Here is a 16,829-nt window from a genome sequence, read left to right as displayed (position 1 = left end):
AAGCGTGCTTCAGCCCGCGCGCCCGACGGCCTGGACGTCGCCGAGTTCGGCCAGCACTACCGTGGCGTAAGCGCCCGGCGGGAGCGCGAATACCAACTCCAGAACGCTTTCCTCACGCCATGCCCACGTCAGGTCGGCGGGCTTCAGGCGCAACGCGCGCCGCTCCTGGCGCAGCCCTTCGGCTTCCAGGCCGGTTCGCAGCGCCAGCGCTTCCTCATCGGCGAGCGCCGCCTGCTCCAGTTGCGCCGCCGTTCCGGTCGTGCGCGATTCGCCGCAGCCCCACAGCGGGCCGGTCGGATGGATGTCGAACGCGGCCAAACGCTGCGCCAAGGCGTCGTCGAACGGCTCGGGGCCGAACACGCTGCGGCTGCCGTCGAGCATCCACACCTCGCCGTCCAGCGGCGTGTCCCAGCATGCTTCGCGCACGCGCTGCGCGAGCACGCGGTTGAACAATTCCGAACGCGCCGCCGACACCAGCAACGTGCGCTGCTCACGACGCACGCGACGACCGGCGAACATCGCCCGCGCGTTGGCGACGTTGTCGCCGTCGCGGCCGAAGCGCTGCTCGCCGAAGTAATTGGGAACGCCGCGCGCGGCGATCGCATGCAGGCGTTGCTCGATCGCGCCGCGTTCGCCCACCACGTCGCGCAGCGCCAGCACGAAGCGATTGCCCGCCAGCGCACCGCGCGGCAGCTTCTTCGCATGCCAGGCGTGCTCCACCACCGTCAGCCGCTCCTCGCCTTCGGCGAAGTCCAGCGTTGCCAGGTCCGGCGCGACTTTCTTGGGCAGGTGCACGGTGAAGCGCTGGCGCGTGACCGCATGGCGGTCCTTCAGGCCCGCATAGCCGATGCCGACCTCGCCCACGCCGGCCCATTGCGCGATGCGCTTGGCGGCGAAAGCAGTGTTCATGCCGCGCTTTTCGATGGTGAGCAGCAAGTGCTCGCCGCTGCCGCTGGGCTCGAAGCCGGGCAGCTCCTCAACGAAGAAATCCTCCGGCGCCACGCGCATGCGCGCGGTCAGCACCGCATCGCCGTGCGCGCGCGCGAGTTCGTTGCCGCGATCGTTCACGGCTTCACCAGCAGGCACACGGCCATCGCCGCGATGCCCTCTCCGCGCCCGGTGAATCCCAGCTTTTCGCTGGTGGTCGCCTTGATGCTGATGGCCTCGATATCCACGCCCAGGTCCTGCGCGAGCAGCTCGCGCATCGCCGCCGCATGCGGGCCGACCTTCGGCCGCTCGCACACCACGGTCACATCGCAATTGCCGAGGCGCCAGCCACGCTCGCGCGCGAGCGCGTCGCAGTGGCGCAGGAAGGCGCGGCTGTCGGCGCCCTTCCATTGCGGGTCACTGGGCGGGAAATGCTTGCCGATGTCGCCCAGCGCCAGCGCACCGAGGATCGCATCGCACAGTGCGTGGATGACCACATCGCCGTCGGAATGCGCGACGACGCCGCGATCGTGCGGCACGCGCACCCCGCCGAGCACGACGTGGTCGCCTTCACCGAAGGCGTGGACGTCGTAGCCCTGGCCGATGCGGATGTTCATTTCGACAACAGCGCCTTGAGCATGCGCTCGTGGTTGATCATGCCACCCAGTCGCGACATGCCCACCTGCACGTCCGGATTCTCCACCACTCCGCCCATCGCCAGCTCGCCCAGCGTCTTGAAGGCGTTGCCGAAGCCTTCGGAACCTTCGCTCACGATGGTCTGGCGCGCCAGCGCGGTGCAGTCCACGGCGATCAGGCGCTCGAAGATGGCGGCTGCATCCTTCTCCAGCTTGGCGCGATCGTCGGCGTCGATCCGCGTCATCGCCTGCAGATCAGGATGCACGGAGATCGCCGCGTAGATCCATTGGACCAGCACGCGCCGGTCGTCCTGCGTGGCCGAGGTCTTCAGGCAGGCCGACAAGGCCTCGCCGGACTGCCCGGCCTGCGCGGTCGCGCCGCACGTTCCCACCAGCAATAACAGCGTCGCAATGATTCGCTTCATACGGACTCCCCCTGTTCCGTCGTGTGGTGTTTCCGGATTTCGAACAGCAATTCCATCAGGCGCAGATCGGTAGGCGTGGTGACCTTGAGGTTGTCCTCGCGGCCTTCGACCAGAAGCGGGCGCACGCCGGCACGCTCCATCGCCATCGCTTCGTCGGTGACGACGACACCGTCGGCTCGCGCACGTTCCAGCGCGGCCGTGAGCGCGCCACGGCGGAACGCCTGCGGCGTGAATGCACGCCACAACCGCTCGCGCGGTTCGGTGGACTGGATGCGGCCGCTCTCGTCGGCACGCTTGAGCGTGTCGCGCACCGGCGCGCCGAGGATCGCGCCATCGCCCTGTTCGGCGATGGCGATCAGTCTGTCCAGATCGACCGCGTGCAGGTTGGGGCGCGCGGCGTCGTGCACGAGGATCAGCGTGTCGTCGCCGACGCCCGCCGGCAATGCCTGCAGCGCGGCCAACACCGAATCGGCGCGTTCTCCGCCGCCCACACAGCGCAGCACCGGCTTGCCTTGCAACGAAGTCCAGCCCGGCCAGTGCGCGTCATGCGCCGACAAGGCGACCATCGCGCCGGCCACGCGCGGGTGCGCGAGCAACGCGTGCAGTGCGTGTGCGATCAACGGCTGGCCGGCGACTTCGAGATACTGCTTGGGAATCTCACCGCCGAAACGCGTGCCGCGGCCGGCGGCGGGGAGCACCGCCCAGATCACGGTGCCGGCGCCTGCGCGTCGTCGCCGGAAGGCGGTGCGTCGGCGGGCTCAGTCGAGCCCTCGGGCTCGACCACGCGATAGAACGTCTCGCCGGGCTTGATCATGCCCAGCTCGTTGCGGGCGCGCTCCTCGACGGCGGCTTCACCGGACTTGAGGTCCTCCACTTCCGCCGCGAGCGCGTCGTTGCGCTGCTGCAATCCCGCGTTCTCGCGCGTCTGCTGCTGCACCTGCGTCTCCAGGCGGGCGACCGAGCGGCTGCCGCCCTCGCCCACCCAGAGCCGGTACTGGAGGAACGCCAGCAACCCGGCTAGCACCACCAGCAGCAGTCGCAACCAGCGCATGCGCGCGAGCCCGGGCCTTAGCGCTTGATCGAGACGAAGGCGTCGCGGCCGGCGTACTTCGCGGCCGAACCGAGCGCTTCCTCGATGCGCAGCAGCTGGTTGTACTTGGCGACGCGGTCGCTGCGGCACAGCGAGCCGGTCTTGATCTGCGTGGCCGTGGTGGCCACGGCGATGTCGGAGATCGTCGTGTCCTCGGTCTCGCCCGAACGGTGCGAGACGATCGCCGCGTAGCGGTTGGCGTCGGCCATCGCGATGGCTTCCAGCGTCTCGGTCAGCGTGCCGATCTGGTTGACCTTGATGAGGATGGCGTTGGCGACGTGCTGGTCGATGCCTTCCTTGAAGATCTTCGGGTTGGTGACGAACAGGTCGTCGCCGACCAGCTGCACCTTCTTGCCGAGCTTGTCGGTGAGCTGCTTCCAGCCGGCCCAGTCGTCCTCGGCCATGCCGTCTTCGATGGTGATGATCGGGTACTGCGCGGCCCAGTTGGCGAGGAAGTCGACGAACTGCTCGCTGGTCAGGCGCTTGCCTTCGCCGGTGAGGTTGTACTTGCCGTTCTCGTAGAACTCGCTGGAGGCGACGTCCAGGCCGAGCAGGATGTCCTCGCCCGCCTTGTAGCCGGCCTTGCCGATGGCTTCCAGGATGGTTTCCAGCGCTTCCTCGTTGGAGCGCAGGTCCGGCGCGAAGCCGCCTTCGTCGCCGACGGCGGTGCTCAGGCCGCGGCCCTTGAGCACGGACTTCAGCGCATGGAACACCTCGGTGCCGGCGCGCAGCGCTTCGGCGAAGTTGTCCACGCCGACGGGCAGGATCATGAATTCCTGCAGGTCGACGTTGTTATCGGCATGCGCGCCGCCGTTGATGATGTTCATCATCGGCACCGGCAGCACGGCCTCGCGGTTGCCTGCCAGGTACTTCCACAGCGGAAGCTTCTTCGATGCGGCGACCGCGTGCGCGTTGGCGAGCGACACGCCCAGCAGCGCGTTCGCGCCCAGGCGGCCCTTATTTTCCGTGCCGTCCAGGTCGATCATGCGGCGGTCCAGGCCGGCCTGGTCGTCGGCATCGAAGCCGTCCAGCGCCTTGGCGATCGTCACGTTGACGTTCTCCACCGCCTTGCGCACGCCCTTGCCCAGGTAGCGGGTCTTGTCGCCGTCGCGCAGTTCCACGGCTTCCTTGGTGCCGGTGGACGCGCCGGACGGCACGGCCGCGCGGCCGACGCTGCCGTCGCTCAGGGTGACTTCGGCTTCGAGAGTCGGGTTGCCGCGGCTGTCGAGGATCTCGCGGGCGTGGATCTTGGCGATGGTCGTCATGGGTTCGTCGTAAGGGCGAAAGGCGGTTTGGACACGGATTAAAGCAGAACCGGACCGGGGCGGCATCGCGCCGCGCGTGCGCGACGCCTGCTGGCCGGTGCGGATGTCAGACGGTGGATTCGAGGAACCCGTTCTTCTTGGTGACGCGGTCGATCTCCATCAGTGTCTCCAGCAGCGCGCGCATCTTCGGCAGCGGCCAGGCGTTGGGGCCGTCGGACAGGGCTTCGTCCGGCACCGGATGGGTTTCCATGAAGATGCCGTCGATGCCGACCGCCATCGCCGCACGCGACAGCACCGGCACGAATTCGCGCTGGCCGCCGCTCTTGCCGCCGGCGCCGCCGGGCAGCTGCACCGAGTGCGTGGCGTCGAAGACGACCGGGCAGCCGGTGTCGCGCATCACGCTCAGCGAGCGCATGTCGCTGACCAGGTTGTTGTAGCCGAAGGACACGCCGCGCTCGCAGGCCATGATCTGCGTGTTGCCGGTGGCCTTGGCCTTGTCGGTCACGTGCTTCATTTCCCAAGGCGAGAGGAACTGGCCCTTCTTGATGTTCACCGGCTTGCCGGCGCGGGCCACGTTCTGGATGAAGTTGGTCTGCCGGCACAGGAACGCCGGCGTCTGCAGCACGTCGACGACGGCGGCGACCTCGTCCATCGGCGTGTACTCGTGCACGTCGGTGAGCACGGGCACGCCGATCTGCTTCTTCACCTCGGCCAGCACCTTCAGGCCTTCTTCCAGGCCGGGGCCGCGGAAGCTCGTGCCCGAGGTGCGGTTGGCCTTGTCGAAACTCGACTTGAAGATGAAGTTGATGCCGAGCTCGGAGGTGATTTCCTTGAGCTTGCCGGCGGTGTCGAGCTGCAGCTGCATCGACTCGATCACGCAGGGGCCGGCGATCAGGAAGAAAGGTTGGTCCAGGCCGACTTCGAAACCACACAGGTTCATGCGTTGCTCCCGTTGATCGTCATCCCGGTGGAGACGCGGACCCGACCGGCGGATCCAGACTCCAGAGAATGATCGTCGCTGCAAAGATCAAAATGGATCCCGGCTTTCGCCGGGACGACGGGCGGGAGCGCGGCTCCCGCCCGATGCTGCGTCAAGCCGTCGCTTCCTTTAGCAACCGCCCGCCGGCCTGCGCCCGGCGCTCGCGCGCGGCGCGGATGAAGCCGACGAACAGCGGATGGCCGTCGCGCGGGGTCGACAGGAATTCCGGGTGCGCCTGGCAGGCCAGGAACCACGGATGCTGCGGCCGCGGCAGTTCGACCATCTCCACCAGCAGGTCGTCCATCGACTTGGCGCTGATCACCAGGCCGGCGTCTTCCAGTTGCGTGCGGTAGCGGTTGTTGAATTCGTAGCGATGGCGATGGCGTTCGGCGACGACGTCCTTGCCGTACATCTCGCGCGAGAGCGTGCCGGGCTTCAGGCGCTGCTCCTGCAGGCCCAGGCGCATCGTGCCGCCCAGGTCGCTCTCCTCGCTGCGGCGTTCGATCTCGCCGCTGGAGGTGCGCCATTCGGTGATCAGACCGATCACCGGGTGCGGGCTGGCCTTGTCGTTCTCGGTGCTGTTGGCGCCGCCCAGGCCGGCGACGTGGCGGGCGTAGTCCACCACCGCCGCCTGCATGCCGTAACAGATGCCAAAATACGGCAGGCCGGTCTCGCGGGCGAACTTCGCGGTGAGCACCTTGCCTTCGAAGCCGCGATCGCCGAAGCCGCCCGGCACCAGGATGCCGTCGACATCCGCCAGCGCATCAACGCCCTGCTGCTCCAGGTCGGTCGATTCCAGCCACTTGAGCTTCACGCGCGTGCGCTGGCGCAGGCCGCCGTGCTTGAGCGCCTCGGCCACGGACTTGTAGGCATCCTGGTGGTCGACGTACTTGCCGACCACAGCAATCGTGACGGTATCGACCGGATGCTCGCTGGCATCGACCACTTCGTCCCACTGCGACAGGTCGGCTGGGCCGGCGTTGATGCGCAGGCGGTCGAGCACGATGGCGTCGAGCCCTTCCTCATGGAAGCGGCGCGGCATCTTGTAGATGTTGTCCAGATCGACGGCCGAGATGACGGCGCGCTCCGGCACGTTGGTGAACAGCGCGATCTTGCGGCGCTCGCTGTCGGGCAGCGGCTGCTCGCTGCGGCACAGCAGGATGTCGGGCTGGATGCCGATGGAGCGCAGTTCCTTCACCGAATGCTGCGTCGGCTTGGTCTTCAGCTCGCCGGCGGCGGCGATCCACGGCACCAGGGTCAGGTGCATGAAGATCGCGCCCTCGGGGCCGCGCTCGCTGCGGATCTGGCGAATCGCTTCCAGGAACGGCAGCGACTCGATGTCGCCGACCGTGCCGCCGATCTCGACCAGGCCCACGTCGAAGCCGTCGGTGGCCTCCACGATGCAGCGCTTGATCTCGTCGGTGATGTGCGGGATCACCTGCACGGTGCCGCCGAGGTAGTCGCCGCGGCGTTCCTTGCGGATCACGTTGTCGTAGATCCGGCCGGTGGTGATGGAGTTCTTGCGGGACAGGCGCGTGCGCAGGTAGCGCTCGTAGTGGCCCAGGTCGAGGTCGGTCTCGGCGCCGTCGTCGGTGACGTACACCTCGCCGTGCTGGAACGGGCTCATCGTGCCCGGGTCGACGTTGATGTACGGATCGAGCTTCATCATCGTCACGCGCAGGCCGCGCGCTTCGAGGACGGCCGCCAGCGAGGCTGCCGCGATGCCCTTGCCAAGAGAGGACACCACGCCGCCGGTGACGAAAATCAGGGGAGTCATGGTTTTGCTGCCGCTGGAAAGCCGTAGTTTACCGACTCGGCCGGTTCTCGGCGAGCCACGCGGCGGTCGCGGCGACGGCCGGATCGACACAAATGCCGATGGCGCAAGGGTTGCGGCGGATCGAAGGGCGATCGACGGAAGGCTTCGTTCCGGCCATGTCGCCAACGGCGATGCGCCGGAACGAAAAACGCCCCGCGATGGCAGGGCGTTCGGGGTGACGCGAAGGGACGCTCAGCGCTCGTCCTCTTCCTCCGGCTCACGGGTCGGATCGGCCTTGGCCTTGTCCTTCTTGCCGGCCTTGGATTGATCGGCCTTGGGCGCGTCGGCCTTCTGCTCGGCCTTGCCGCGCGAGTCCTGTGCCTGCGCGCGCTTGGCGGCGTCGGCCTGCGGATCGGACTGCTGCTGGGCGAGCGCCGGCACGGCCAGGGCCATGGCGATCAGGGCGGGAAGCACGAGTTTGCGGATCTTCATCGGGGAACGACCTCCAGGAACGGGAGAACGGCGGGGACCGGCGGGGCCGGGAGCGCCAGGCGGCACCCTACCCCATGGCGCCCAGCCTGCACTGAACGGGGCGCTCACCGCCCTCAATGGGGGCGCGGGGCTCCAGCGCAAGGCGGTGATCGCGACGGCGAGCCCGGTCCTGCGAGGCCGCTTGCGTCCGCGGTTGTATTTCCGGCGCCGGCCGCCGACCATCCCCGCTCCCGCCTCGTCGTCGCAGAAAAATGAGTTCCCGTTACAACGCCGCAGACATCGAAGTCCTTTCCGGCCTTGACCCCGTCAAGCGCCGCCCCGGCATGTACACCGACACCTCGCGCCCGAACCATCTGGCGCAGGAGGTCATCGACAACGCGGTCGACGAGGCCCTGGCCGGCCACGCCCGCACCATCGAAGTGACGCTGCACAACGACGGCAGTTGCTCCGTATCCGACGACGGCCGCGGCATGCCGGTGGACATCCACCCGGAGGAGAAGATCCCCGGCGTCGAACTGATCCTCACGCGCCTGCACGCGGGCGGCAAGTTCAGCAACAAGAACTACACCTTCTCCGGCGGCCTGCACGGCGTCGGCGTCAGCGTGGTGAACGCGCTGTCCAGGCACGTCGAGGTGAAGATCAAGCGCGACGGCAACGAATACCGCATGACTTTCAAGGACGGCGACCGCGCCACGCCGCTGGAGGTCGTCGGCACCGTCGGCAAGAAGAACACCGGCACGCGCGTGCATTTCTGGCCCGACGCGAAGTATTTCGACACGCCCAAGTTCAACCTGCGCGCCCTGCGTCACCTGCTGCGCGCCAAGGCCGTGCTGTGCCCGGGCCTCACCGTCAAGCTGTTCGATGAAGCCAGCGAAGAGCGCAACGAGTGGTATTACGAGGACGGACTGCGCGATTACCTGCGCGGCGAATTGGCCGAACGCGAGCTGCTGCCGCCGGAGCTGTTCGTCGGCAAGTTGACCAAGGACACCGAGACCGCCGACTGGGCCGTGGCCTGGGTCGTCGAAGGCGAGCTGGTGCAGGAAAGCTACGTCAACCTGATTCCGACCGCGCAGCACGGCACGCACGTCAACGGCCTGCGCACCGGCTTCACCGATGCGCTGCGCGAGTTCTGCGACTTCCGCAACCTGCTGCCGCGCGGCGTGAAGCTGGCACCGGAAGACGTGTGGGACCGCGTCGCCTTCGTGCTCAGCATCAAGATGACCGACCCGCAGTTCAGCGGGCAGACCAAGGAACGCCTGTCCTCGCGCCAGGCCGCGGGCTTCGTCGAAGGCGCGGCGCACGATGCGTTCTCGCTCTGGCTGAACCAGCACGTCGAGATGGGCGAGAAGATCGCGCAACTGGCGATCGAACGCGCCGCCGCGCGTTTGAAGACCGAGAAGCAGGTCGTCCGCAAGAAGGTCACGCAGGGCCCGGCCCTGCCGGGCAAGCTGGCCGACTGCGCCAGCCAGGACCTGTCGCGCACGGAACTGTTCCTGGTCGAAGGCGATTCGGCCGGCGGCAGCGCGCGCCAGGCGCGCGACAAGGATTTCCAGGCGATCCTTCCGCTGCGCGGCAAGATCCTCAACACCTGGGAAGTCGCCTCCGGCAGCGTGCTCGCCTCGCAGGAAGTGCATGACCTTGCCGTCGCGATCGGCTGCGATCCGGGCAAGGACGATCTGTCGGGCCTGCGCTACGGCAAGGTGATCATCCTGGCCGACGCCGACTCCGACGGCCTGCACATCGCCACGCTGCTGAGCGCGCTGTTCCTCAAGCATTTCCCGTCGCTGGTCGCGGCCGGGCACGTGTTCGTCGCGATGCCGCCGCTGTTCCGCGTGGACATCGGCAAGCACGTGTTCTACGCGCTGGACGAAGAAGAGAAGCGCATCCTGCTGGAGAAGATCGAGCGCGAGAAGGGCGATCGCAAGAAGGGTTACAGCGGCCAGGTCAACACCACCCGCTTCAAGGGCTTGGGCGAGATGAACCCCTCGCAGCTGCGCGAATCGACCATCCATCCGGACACGCGCCGCCTCGTGCAGCTCACCGTGGACGACGACACGCAGACGCATTCGCTGATGGACATGCTGCTGGCGAAGAAGCGCGCCGGCGACCGCAAGCAGTGGCTGGAGACCAAGGGCGACCTGGCGACGCTGGAAGTGTGATTCGATAGCGCCGGGGCGGGGAGCCCCATCGCGATAACCGCCTGCGCATGAGGCCGGGCGGACAATCTCATGGAACACAAGGGGGAGCTTGTGCATAAGAGAAATGGACGAATCCTGGCGACGCTGGCCGTCGCCTTCTCGGTGGCCGCCTGTGGTGGCGGTGGTGGCGGGGGCGGCGGCAATCAGAGCGTCCCGCCGCCCGCACCGACGCCGACCCCTTCCACGGCGACGGTGACGATCACGCCCAAGGGGCCGATCGTGCACAACGACTACACCGGCGTCTCGTTCACCACGATGGCCGAGGGCACGGTGGCGGCCACCAACCTCGCCCCGGGCGAGAGCATCTACCTGCGTCTGCGCGACACGAACAACACCCTCGCCATGCCGGCGACGCAACCGGTGACGCCGAACCAACCGTTCAAGTTCGCGCTCGGGCCGAAGGGCGAGCTGATGCCCAGCGACTACTCCGGCCAGATCGAGTTCACCGCCTGCCGCGACGCCCAGTGCACCAGCATGTACGGCCCGCCGGTCAGCGTGGCCTACAGCCTCGACATCTGGACGCTGGGCGAATGGGAGACGATCCAGCGCGATGCCACGCATGCCGGCTTCGTGCCCACGACCATCGACACCACCCGCCTGAACCTGATCTGGGATTGGCGTCCGCCGGCCCCCACGGGCGCCGTGCTCGACACCTTCATCACGCGTCCGGCCACCGACGGCGACGGCGTGGCCGTGCTCGCCGGCTATAACCGTCCCAGCGGCCCGCAGGAGGCCGCGCTGTACTCGATCCATGAGCACAGCGGCAAGACGCGCTGGTCCTATGCGATTCCGTCGGGGACGTATGCGCAGGCACCCGCCACCGGCGTCGGGCAGGTCTTCCTGCAGACGCTCAACAGCCCCACCCTGCTGACGTCCTTCGACCCGCACACCGGCGCCGTGAAGTACTCCATCGGATCGGGCGCAGGCACGGGCACGCAGACGCTGGCGCCTACCAGCTACGCCAACCTCAGCTTTTACAACGCCGGCCCGAACGGATCGGAACTCCACTCGATCGATAACGTCAGCGGCACACTGCGCTGGTCGCGCCCGCGCACCACCAACCTGCAGGCGGGCACGCCGACGGTGCGCACGGGCGAGGTGATCTACCAGAGCGGAAACAAGATCGAAATCGTGGACATCCTGACCGGCGCGCCGCGCGGCACGATCAACGATCCCAGTTCCGACGGCGCCAGCAGCGCGTTTGCGCGTTCCATCGTCGCCCTGGGTTCGCGCGGCAATGCGATCGCCGTTTCGTACAACAGCGCGACCGGTGCGCATCCGCTGTCGAGCTTCAACCTCGACGGCCGGCGTTGGGAGTGGTCGACCTCCGCCTCGTACCGCAGCTTCGCGGTGTCCGACGGCATGGTCTACGCGTACCGCGAAGGTGCGCCGGTGCCTACGCTCGATGCGATCGACGAAGCCACCGGCACGGTGAGCTGGTCGTGGAGCCCGCAGGCCATCGACGCCCAGGTGCGTACGACGGGCAACATCATGCTGACGCAGAACCTGGTGTTCATCAGCACCGAGGGCAATGGCGGCGACAGCTACGTCTGGGCGATCGATCGCGCCACCCGCCTGCCGGCCTGGCGCTATCCGGGTGGTGGCTACGTGATCATGTCCGGCGGCCGCACGATCTTCGTGCTGACGGGTCCGGGCAATGGCCGTCCGCCCGAACTGCTGCGTGCATTCCGGGTGCAATGAGCGCGCTACCCGCCCCGGGCGCCGCGCGCATGATCGGTGCCGCCCGTGGTGCATCGTGCGGTCTGCGCGAATCGGTAAAGGCCGCATCGCCTGCGGCCGCAATGCAGGCTGCATCGATGAAGTTGGACGAGCGGTAACGCGGTATCGGGGCCGGGGGCCCCTCGTTGAACCGTCCGAGCATGAAGCCGGCTGTGGATCACTTATGGACACAAGGGGGAACGGGTGAAGTTGAGGCATGCATTGGGTGCGACGTGCGTCATCGTGTCGCTGGTCGGTTGCGGCGGCGGTGGTGGCGGCGGCGGAAATGACGGCGGCGCCAACAACGGCCAGCCCAGCCCGGGCGGCACGCCGCCCACGGGAACGCTAGCCAGCGTCGATATCGCGCTGACGACGCCACCGATCCTGGAAACCTTGCCCCTCGGGTACATCAACACGGTGACGGTGGAAGGCACCTGGACCGGGCGCAACCTGGGCAACGGCGCCGTCTACGTGAAAGTCACCGACGACGCCGGCGCCACCACATACAAGATGCCGGCACCGCAGGCCGCACCTGGCGGCACGTTCCAGATCCTGCTGGAAGTCCCGGCGTCCCACTCGGTCGTGGAGCGATCCGGCACACTCTCGTTCACCGCCTGCGGCGACGCGAACTGCGCCACGCCGTACACGGGCGTGGCGGGCAAGCTGGACTACCGCGTGCTGTTCTCCGACATCGGCGAATGGGAGACGATGGGGCGCGACGGCACGCACCGCAGCTATGTTCCGATCACGATCGACCCGACGCGCATCGAGGAGGCCTGGGAATGGACGTTCCCGAAGGACGCCGCGGCACGCCAGGCCATGCTCACCCGACCGGCCACCATCGTCGGCACGGTATTCGTCACCGGCTTCAACTTGACCAACGACCGCAGCCAGTACGGCCACACCCTGTTTGCGCTGGACGAGGCGACCGGGAAGGTGAAGTGGTCCTTTCCGGTGGAGGGACATGCACTTGCGCCCGGCGCGGCTCGCGGCCGCGTCGTGCAACCCGCACTCGACAGCAGCGCCATGCTCACCGTGCTTGATGCGGCGCTCGGAAAGAAGCGCTTCACGCACGGACAGTCCACGGCGAACGCGTCCACGCTGGTGCCATCGTTTTACGACCGCAAGGCGTTCTTCATGGGCGGTGACACGGGCAACGAAATACGCAGCATCGACCTCCACACCGGCGCGCTCGACTGGTCGCGCCCGCGTATCGGGATGCAGACCACCACGCTGGCCGTGGACGGCGCCCATGTCTACTACCACACGGGCTCCGAGTTGGAGATCCTCGACCGTGGCTTCGGCTCCCGGTATGCCCTGATCACGGACCCCGCCTCGGATGGGGCGTTCGTTCCCGGCCCCACCGCTCCGATGCTGGGCTCGCAGGGCAATGTGATCGTCCGCTCCTGGCACGGCGCGACCCACACCGCCAAACTCACCAGCTTCGACATTGCAAGCCGGCAATGGGCGTGGTCGACGGTGGACTCGTACACGACCCCACTCGCCGTCGGCAAAGACATGGTGTACGCCTACCGCGAAGCGATCTCGATGCCCCTGGTGCATGCCATCGACGAGAGTACGGGCAACGTGATGTGGAATTGGATACCGCCCGCCCCGAGCCAGACCAATGTCGCCGGCAACCTCGTCGCGACCGACAACCTGCTGTTCGCGAGCACCTCTGGCGCCTACTCAGCCTGGACATGGGCCATCGACCTCAGCACGCGCCAGGTCGTGTGGCAGTATCCGGCCAGTGGCTATGTCGTCATCTCTGCCAACCGCATGATGTACCTGCTGGCAGACAAGCCAAACCTGGGAACGCCGGAAAAGATCGTGGCATTCCGCCTGCGCTGATATGCGTGGGGCGCTGCCCTTACGGGACAGCGCCCGTTGTTCAGGCCAGCGTCGCCGCCAGCAAGCGACGCAATAGGGCCTGCAGCACCGTCGCCTTGCCGGACTCGTAGGCGAACGTGTCCTCGTCCATGTAGTTGCGCTGGCTGATCTCCAACTGCACGGCCTCCACGCCACGCGCGGGCTGGCCGTAATGGCGCGTGATGTAGCCGCCCTTGAAACGGCCGTTGACGACGTGGTCGTAGTCGATCTGACCCGACAGCACGGCTTCGAGCCGCTGCTGCAGCGCCGGCGAGCAACTCGCGCCGCTCGACGTGCCCAGGTTGAGGTCCGGCAGCCGTCCTTCGAACAGGAACGGCAGGTCGCTGCCGCGGATCGAATGGCCTTCCCACAACACGACACGGCCGTGCTGCGAGCGGATGCGTTCGATCTCGCCGGCCAGCGCATCGTGGTACGGGCGCCAGTAGCGCTCCACGCGCTGTGCGACCTCGGCTTCGTCCGGCGCCTGGCCGTCGAGGTAAACCGCTGCGCCCGTGAACTGCACCGCCGGGCACAGGCCGGTCGTGTTCTGGCCGGGGTACAGCGAGGTGTCGTCCGGCGGGCGGTTCAGATCGACCACGTAGCGCGAATGGCGCGGCACGATGACCGACGCGCCCAGCTCGCGCGCGAAATCGTACAGCACCGATACGTGCCAGTCCGTGTCCGGCGCGCGACGCGCCGAGGGCACCATGCGCGCTGCCAGTTCGTCGGGAATGTGGCTGCCGTCGTGCGGCAGGCTCACCAGCAGCGGCGCGGTGCCGCGATGCAGGGTGAAGATGTCGGAGTCGTGTGGAAGGTTCATCGTGTCGTGCTCGATTGCTGGCGTTGCGCGGCATGCTCAACGCATCAGCACCACTTCCTCGGCGCTGGTCGGGTGGATCGCGACAGTGTCGCGCAGATCGTCCAGGGTGATGCCGCGCCGCAGCGCGACGGCAAAGCCCTGCAGTATTTCGTCCGCCGCCTCGCCCAGCAGGTGGATGCCAACCACCCGGCGTTCGGCGTCCACGCACACCAGTTTGAACAGGCTGCGCTGCGGGATGTCGGCCAGCGCGGCGAGCATCGGCCGGAAGCCGGCGCGGAAGACCTGCACCGCGTCGCCGTGCAGCGCGCGCGCCTCCATTTCGGTCAAGCCCACCTGCGCCAGCGGCGGATGCGAGAACACCACGGTCGGGATGTTTCGTGCGTCGAGCAGCGCGGTGGCACCGCCGTACAGGCGATCCATCAACCGGCGCGCGGCGGCGATGGCGACCGGCGTCAGCTGCGCATTCGAGGTGATGTCGCCGACGGCGTAGATGCCCTCGACATTGGTCGCGTGGCGCTCGTCCACCGCGACCTGGCCGCCGGCCTCGGTGACTACGCCGGCGCGTTCCAGCTGCAGCCGCTCGCTGTTGGGGCGGCGGCCGATGGCGAACAGCACGGCGTCGAACGCCTCGCTGAGCGAGCCGTCTTCGCAGCGCACGCGCGTGCGCGCACCGTCCTTCTCCAGCGCGGAGACCGAATGGCCGAAATGCAGGCGCAGGCCGGATTGCCGGTAATCCTCGGCGAGCTGCTCGGCCAGTTCCTGATCGAAGCCGGCCAGCAACCGTTGTCCGCGCCCGAACAGTTCGACGCGACTGCCCAGCCCCTGCAGCAGACCGGCGAGCTCCACCGCGATGTAGCCCGCGCCGACCACCGCCACGCGCTCCGGCGCGGCGCGCCACTGGAAGAAATCGTCGGACACCGCGGCCAGGTCGGCGCCGGGGATCTCCGGTCGCTGCGGCCTTCCGCCGGTGGCGATGAGGATGCGCTGGCCGCGCAGCAGCGTGCCGTTCTCGCATTCCACCGTGCGCGCGTCGACGAAGCGCCCGAAACTGGGGACCACCATGATCCCGGCCGCATCGAGACGGCGTCGGTAACTGGCATGGATGCCGGCGATGTAACGCTCGCGGTGGACGATGAACTCCGGCCAGTCCAGCGTGCAGGCATCCGCCGGCCCGACGTCGAAGCCGAGCGTGTGCGCCAGGCGCAGGCGACCGGCGACTTCGGCCGCCAGCCACATCGCCTTCTTCGGCACGCAGCCGACATTGACGCAGGTGCCGCCGAGCAGGTGCGGCTCCAGCAGCGCGACACGCGCGCCGTGCTCGGCCGCGCGAAACGCGCCGGCCAGGCCACCGGAACCACCGCCGATGACGATCAGGTCGAAGCCGCTGGCGTGCGCGTTCATTCCAGGCGCTCGAGTGCGTAGGGCGAAGGATCGATCGCCGGCGTGCGTCCGGCGATGAGGTCGGCGACCAGCTGGCCCGTCGCCGCGCTCATGCTCACGCCCATCATGCCGTGCCCGGTGGCAGCGATCACGCGCGGGTTGCCCGGCACGCGGCCGATGATGGGGACGTCGTCGCAGCTCATCGGCCTCCAGCCGAACCATTGTTCGTGCTTCTGCGCCCCATAGGGTTCGTGCAGGTATTCGGCGGCGCCGCGTTCGAGCGCGGCGAGCCGTCGCGGATTGAGCGAATCGTCATAACCGCTGAATTCCATGGTGCTGCCCAGGCGGAACCCGCTGTCCCAGGCGGTCACGCAGACCTGGCGTTCGCGCAGCACCAGCGGCCGGCGCGGCACGCGTGAGGGGCTGGAGTACGTGATCGAGTAACCCTTGCCCGGCTGGATCGCGCCCTTCAGTGCCGGCGCGCCGATCGCATCGGCCAGCTTGGGCGACCATGCGCCCAGCGCCATGACCATCTCGCGCGCCATCACGTCGCCCTGCGCGGTCGATACGCGCACGCCCTCGCCTTCCTCGCGCACGCCGGTGAAGGCGCAATGCTCCACGACGGTACCGCCGCGTTCGCGCACCACGCGTGCGAGTTCGCCGACGTAGCGATCCGGACGCAGGACGGCGTCGCCGTCGAAGCGGATCGCGCCTGCGACACCGGGCTTGAGCGCGGGTTCCATGCGCTCGTAGGTGCCGCCATCGACCACGTCCACGCGCACGCCCAGTTCGCGCAGGAAATCGATCTCTTCCTGGGCGTGCTGGAATTCGTGCTCATCGCGGAAGACGTAATCCTCGCCCGAGGGGGCGAACTCGCAGGCGAGGCGGTAGTCGCGAACCCAGTCGGCCAGGCGCTCGCGCGAATCGTTGAGGATGGCCGACTTCGCGCGTGCGCTGCTGCGCCAGTCGCGATCGTTGCACCGTCCCGCGAAGCGCAGCAACCACGACCACAGCCGCGGATCGAACCGGGGGGCGACGTAAAGCGGTGCGTCAGGCGTGAGCATCCAGCGCAGCGCGCGCAGCACCACGCCCGGCGCGGCCAGCGGTGGCGCGTGGCTGGGCGTGATGGTGCCGCAGTTGCCGTGCGAACTTCCGCCGCCGACGCGGCCGGCGTCGATCACGCGGACACTGCGTCCGCTCTCCAGCAGAGCCAGGGCGCTGGCCAGACCGATCACGCCTGCGCCGACGATCACTACATCTTCGCGCTGTTCCAT

The 16,829-nt window shown here is 68.0% G+C and carries 15 protein-coding genes; 3 read left to right on the top strand and 12 right to left on the bottom strand.

The features are described from left to right. Window positions 1-9: 9 nt before the first annotated feature. The 9 genes from truD to AAFF32_RS09930 all read right to left on the bottom strand — a co-directional run bounded on the left by truD (window position 10) and on the right by AAFF32_RS09930 (window position 7,569). A complete protein-coding gene (truD, locus tag AAFF32_RS09970) occupies window positions 10-1,068 on the bottom strand; it encodes a tRNA pseudouridine(13) synthase TruD (protein ID WP_342315115.1) in 1,059 nt (352 codons plus the stop codon). Beyond that, a complete protein-coding gene (gene ispF / locus AAFF32_RS09965) occupies window positions 1,065-1,544 on the bottom strand; it encodes a 2-C-methyl-D-erythritol 2,4-cyclodiphosphate synthase (protein WP_216959043.1) in 480 nt (159 codons plus the stop codon). The genes truD and ispF overlap by 4 nt, the downstream gene beginning before the upstream one ends. Next, window positions 1,541-1,987, bottom strand: coding sequence for a hypothetical protein (locus tag AAFF32_RS09960; protein WP_216959046.1), 447 nt, complete (start codon window positions 1,985-1,987; stop codon window positions 1,541-1,543). The genes ispF and AAFF32_RS09960 overlap by 4 nt, the downstream gene beginning before the upstream one ends. Next, a complete protein-coding gene (gene ispD, locus AAFF32_RS09955) occupies window positions 1,984-2,697 on the bottom strand; it encodes a 2-C-methyl-D-erythritol 4-phosphate cytidylyltransferase (protein WP_342315114.1) in 714 nt (237 codons plus the stop codon). The genes AAFF32_RS09960 and ispD overlap by 4 nt, the downstream gene beginning before the upstream one ends. Next, window positions 2,694-3,038, bottom strand: a complete 345-nt coding sequence (gene ftsB / locus AAFF32_RS09950; protein WP_216959051.1) for a cell division protein FtsB — start codon at window positions 3,036-3,038, stop codon at window positions 2,694-2,696. Before ftsB ends, ispD begins: the two co-directional genes overlap by 4 nt. 17 nt (window positions 3,039-3,055) lie before the next feature. Further along, a complete protein-coding gene (gene eno, locus AAFF32_RS09945; RefSeq protein WP_216959054.1) occupies window positions 3,056-4,342 on the bottom strand; it encodes a phosphopyruvate hydratase in 1,287 nt (428 codons plus the stop codon). Between the two features lie 106 nt (window positions 4,343-4,448). Further along, complete coding sequence (gene kdsA / locus AAFF32_RS09940) at window positions 4,449-5,282, bottom strand: 3-deoxy-8-phosphooctulonate synthase (protein ID WP_342315113.1); 834 nt, start codon at window positions 5,280-5,282, stop codon at window positions 4,449-4,451. A 151-nt stretch (window positions 5,283-5,433) separates the two neighbouring features. Continuing rightward, entirely contained in the window at window positions 5,434-7,098 is a 1,665-nt protein-coding gene (locus AAFF32_RS09935) for a CTP synthase (protein ID WP_342315112.1), read from the bottom strand. Window positions 7,099-7,329: 231 nt separating this feature from the next. Further along, window positions 7,330-7,569 (bottom strand): hypothetical protein, encoded by a 240-nt coding sequence (locus AAFF32_RS09930; protein WP_216959063.1) that lies wholly within the window; start codon window positions 7,567-7,569, stop codon window positions 7,330-7,332. A gap of 251 nt (window positions 7,570-7,820) precedes the next feature. Here AAFF32_RS09930 and parE point away from each other — a divergent pair, with 251 nt between their 5' ends. The 3 genes from parE (at window position 7,821) to AAFF32_RS09915 (ending at window position 13,337) form a co-directional block, all read left to right on the top strand. Further along, on the top strand, window positions 7,821-9,728 hold the full coding sequence (gene parE, locus AAFF32_RS09925) for a DNA topoisomerase IV subunit B (protein WP_342315111.1): 1,908 nt from the start codon (window positions 7,821-7,823) through the stop codon (window positions 9,726-9,728). 90 nt (window positions 9,729-9,818) lie between these two features. Then, on the top strand, window positions 9,819-11,468 hold the full coding sequence (locus AAFF32_RS09920; RefSeq protein ID WP_342315110.1) for a PQQ-binding-like beta-propeller repeat protein: 1,650 nt from the start codon (window positions 9,819-9,821) through the stop codon (window positions 11,466-11,468). Between the two features lie 222 nt (window positions 11,469-11,690). After that, the gene (locus tag AAFF32_RS09915; RefSeq protein WP_342315109.1) at window positions 11,691-13,337 is read left to right on the top strand and encodes a PQQ-binding-like beta-propeller repeat protein; all 1,647 of its coding nucleotides are present in this window, start codon (window positions 11,691-11,693) and stop codon (window positions 13,335-13,337) included. 40 nt (window positions 13,338-13,377) lie between these two features. On the opposite strand, the gene hutG is transcribed toward AAFF32_RS09915, so the two are convergent. The 3 genes from hutG to AAFF32_RS09900 are packed head-to-tail and all read right to left on the bottom strand — an operon-like array spanning window position 13,378 to window position 16,829. Continuing rightward, a complete protein-coding gene (gene hutG, locus AAFF32_RS09910) occupies window positions 13,378-14,175 on the bottom strand; it encodes an N-formylglutamate deformylase (protein WP_342315108.1) in 798 nt (265 codons plus the stop codon). Between the two features lie 36 nt (window positions 14,176-14,211). After that, window positions 14,212-15,576 carry a glutathione-disulfide reductase gene (gene gorA, locus AAFF32_RS09905; protein ID WP_342315107.1) on the bottom strand — a complete coding sequence of 455 codons (1,365 nt, stop codon included), beginning with the start codon at window positions 15,574-15,576 and terminating at the stop codon, window positions 14,212-14,214. Next, on the bottom strand, window positions 15,573-16,829 hold the full coding sequence (locus tag AAFF32_RS09900; RefSeq protein WP_216959080.1) for an FAD-dependent oxidoreductase: 1,257 nt from the start codon (window positions 16,827-16,829) through the stop codon (window positions 15,573-15,575). Before AAFF32_RS09900 ends, gorA begins: the two co-directional genes overlap by 4 nt.

Source organism: Lysobacter sp. FW306-1B-D06B, assembly GCF_038446665.1.
In the GTDB taxonomy this organism is placed as follows: domain Bacteria; phylum Pseudomonadota; class Gammaproteobacteria; order Xanthomonadales; family Xanthomonadaceae; genus Lysobacter_J.
The sequence above is the reverse complement of the archived record's forward strand: the minus strand, read 5'-3'. Positions and strand labels throughout refer to the sequence as shown.

Bases quoted from the DNA above. Each gene is read 5' to 3' on its own strand.
- AAFF32_RS09930 (WP_216959063.1), bottom strand. From the start codon at position 7,569: ATGAAGATCCGCAAACTCGTGCTTCCCGCCCTGATCGCCATGGCCCTG.
- ftsB (WP_216959051.1), bottom strand. From the start codon at position 3,038: ATGCGCTGGTTGCGACTGCTGCTGGTGGTGCTAGCCGGGTTGCTGGCG.
- AAFF32_RS09960 (WP_216959046.1), bottom strand. From the start codon at position 1,987: ATGAAGCGAATCATTGCGACGCTGTTATTGCTGGTGGGAACGTGCGGC.
- kdsA (WP_342315113.1), bottom strand. From the start codon at position 5,282: ATGAACCTGTGTGGTTTCGAAGTCGGCCTGGACCAACCTTTCTTCCTG.
- AAFF32_RS09935 (WP_342315112.1), bottom strand. From the start codon at position 7,098: ATGACTCCCCTGATTTTCGTCACCGGCGGCGTGGTGTCCTCTCTTGGC.
- hutG (WP_342315108.1), bottom strand. From the start codon at position 14,175: ATGAACCTTCCACACGACTCCGACATCTTCACCCTGCATCGCGGCACC.
- gorA (WP_342315107.1), bottom strand. From the start codon at position 15,576: ATGAACGCGCACGCCAGCGGCTTCGACCTGATCGTCATCGGCGGTGGT.
- parE (WP_342315111.1), top strand. From the start codon at position 7,821: ATGAGTTCCCGTTACAACGCCGCAGACATCGAAGTCCTTTCCGGCCTT.
- ispF (WP_216959043.1), bottom strand. From the start codon at position 1,544: ATGAACATCCGCATCGGCCAGGGCTACGACGTCCACGCCTTCGGTGAA.
- AAFF32_RS09900 (WP_216959080.1), bottom strand. From the start codon at position 16,829: ATGGAACAGCGCGAAGATGTAGTGATCGTCGGCGCAGGCGTGATCGGT.
- eno (WP_216959054.1), bottom strand. From the start codon at position 4,342: ATGACGACCATCGCCAAGATCCACGCCCGCGAGATCCTCGACAGCCGC.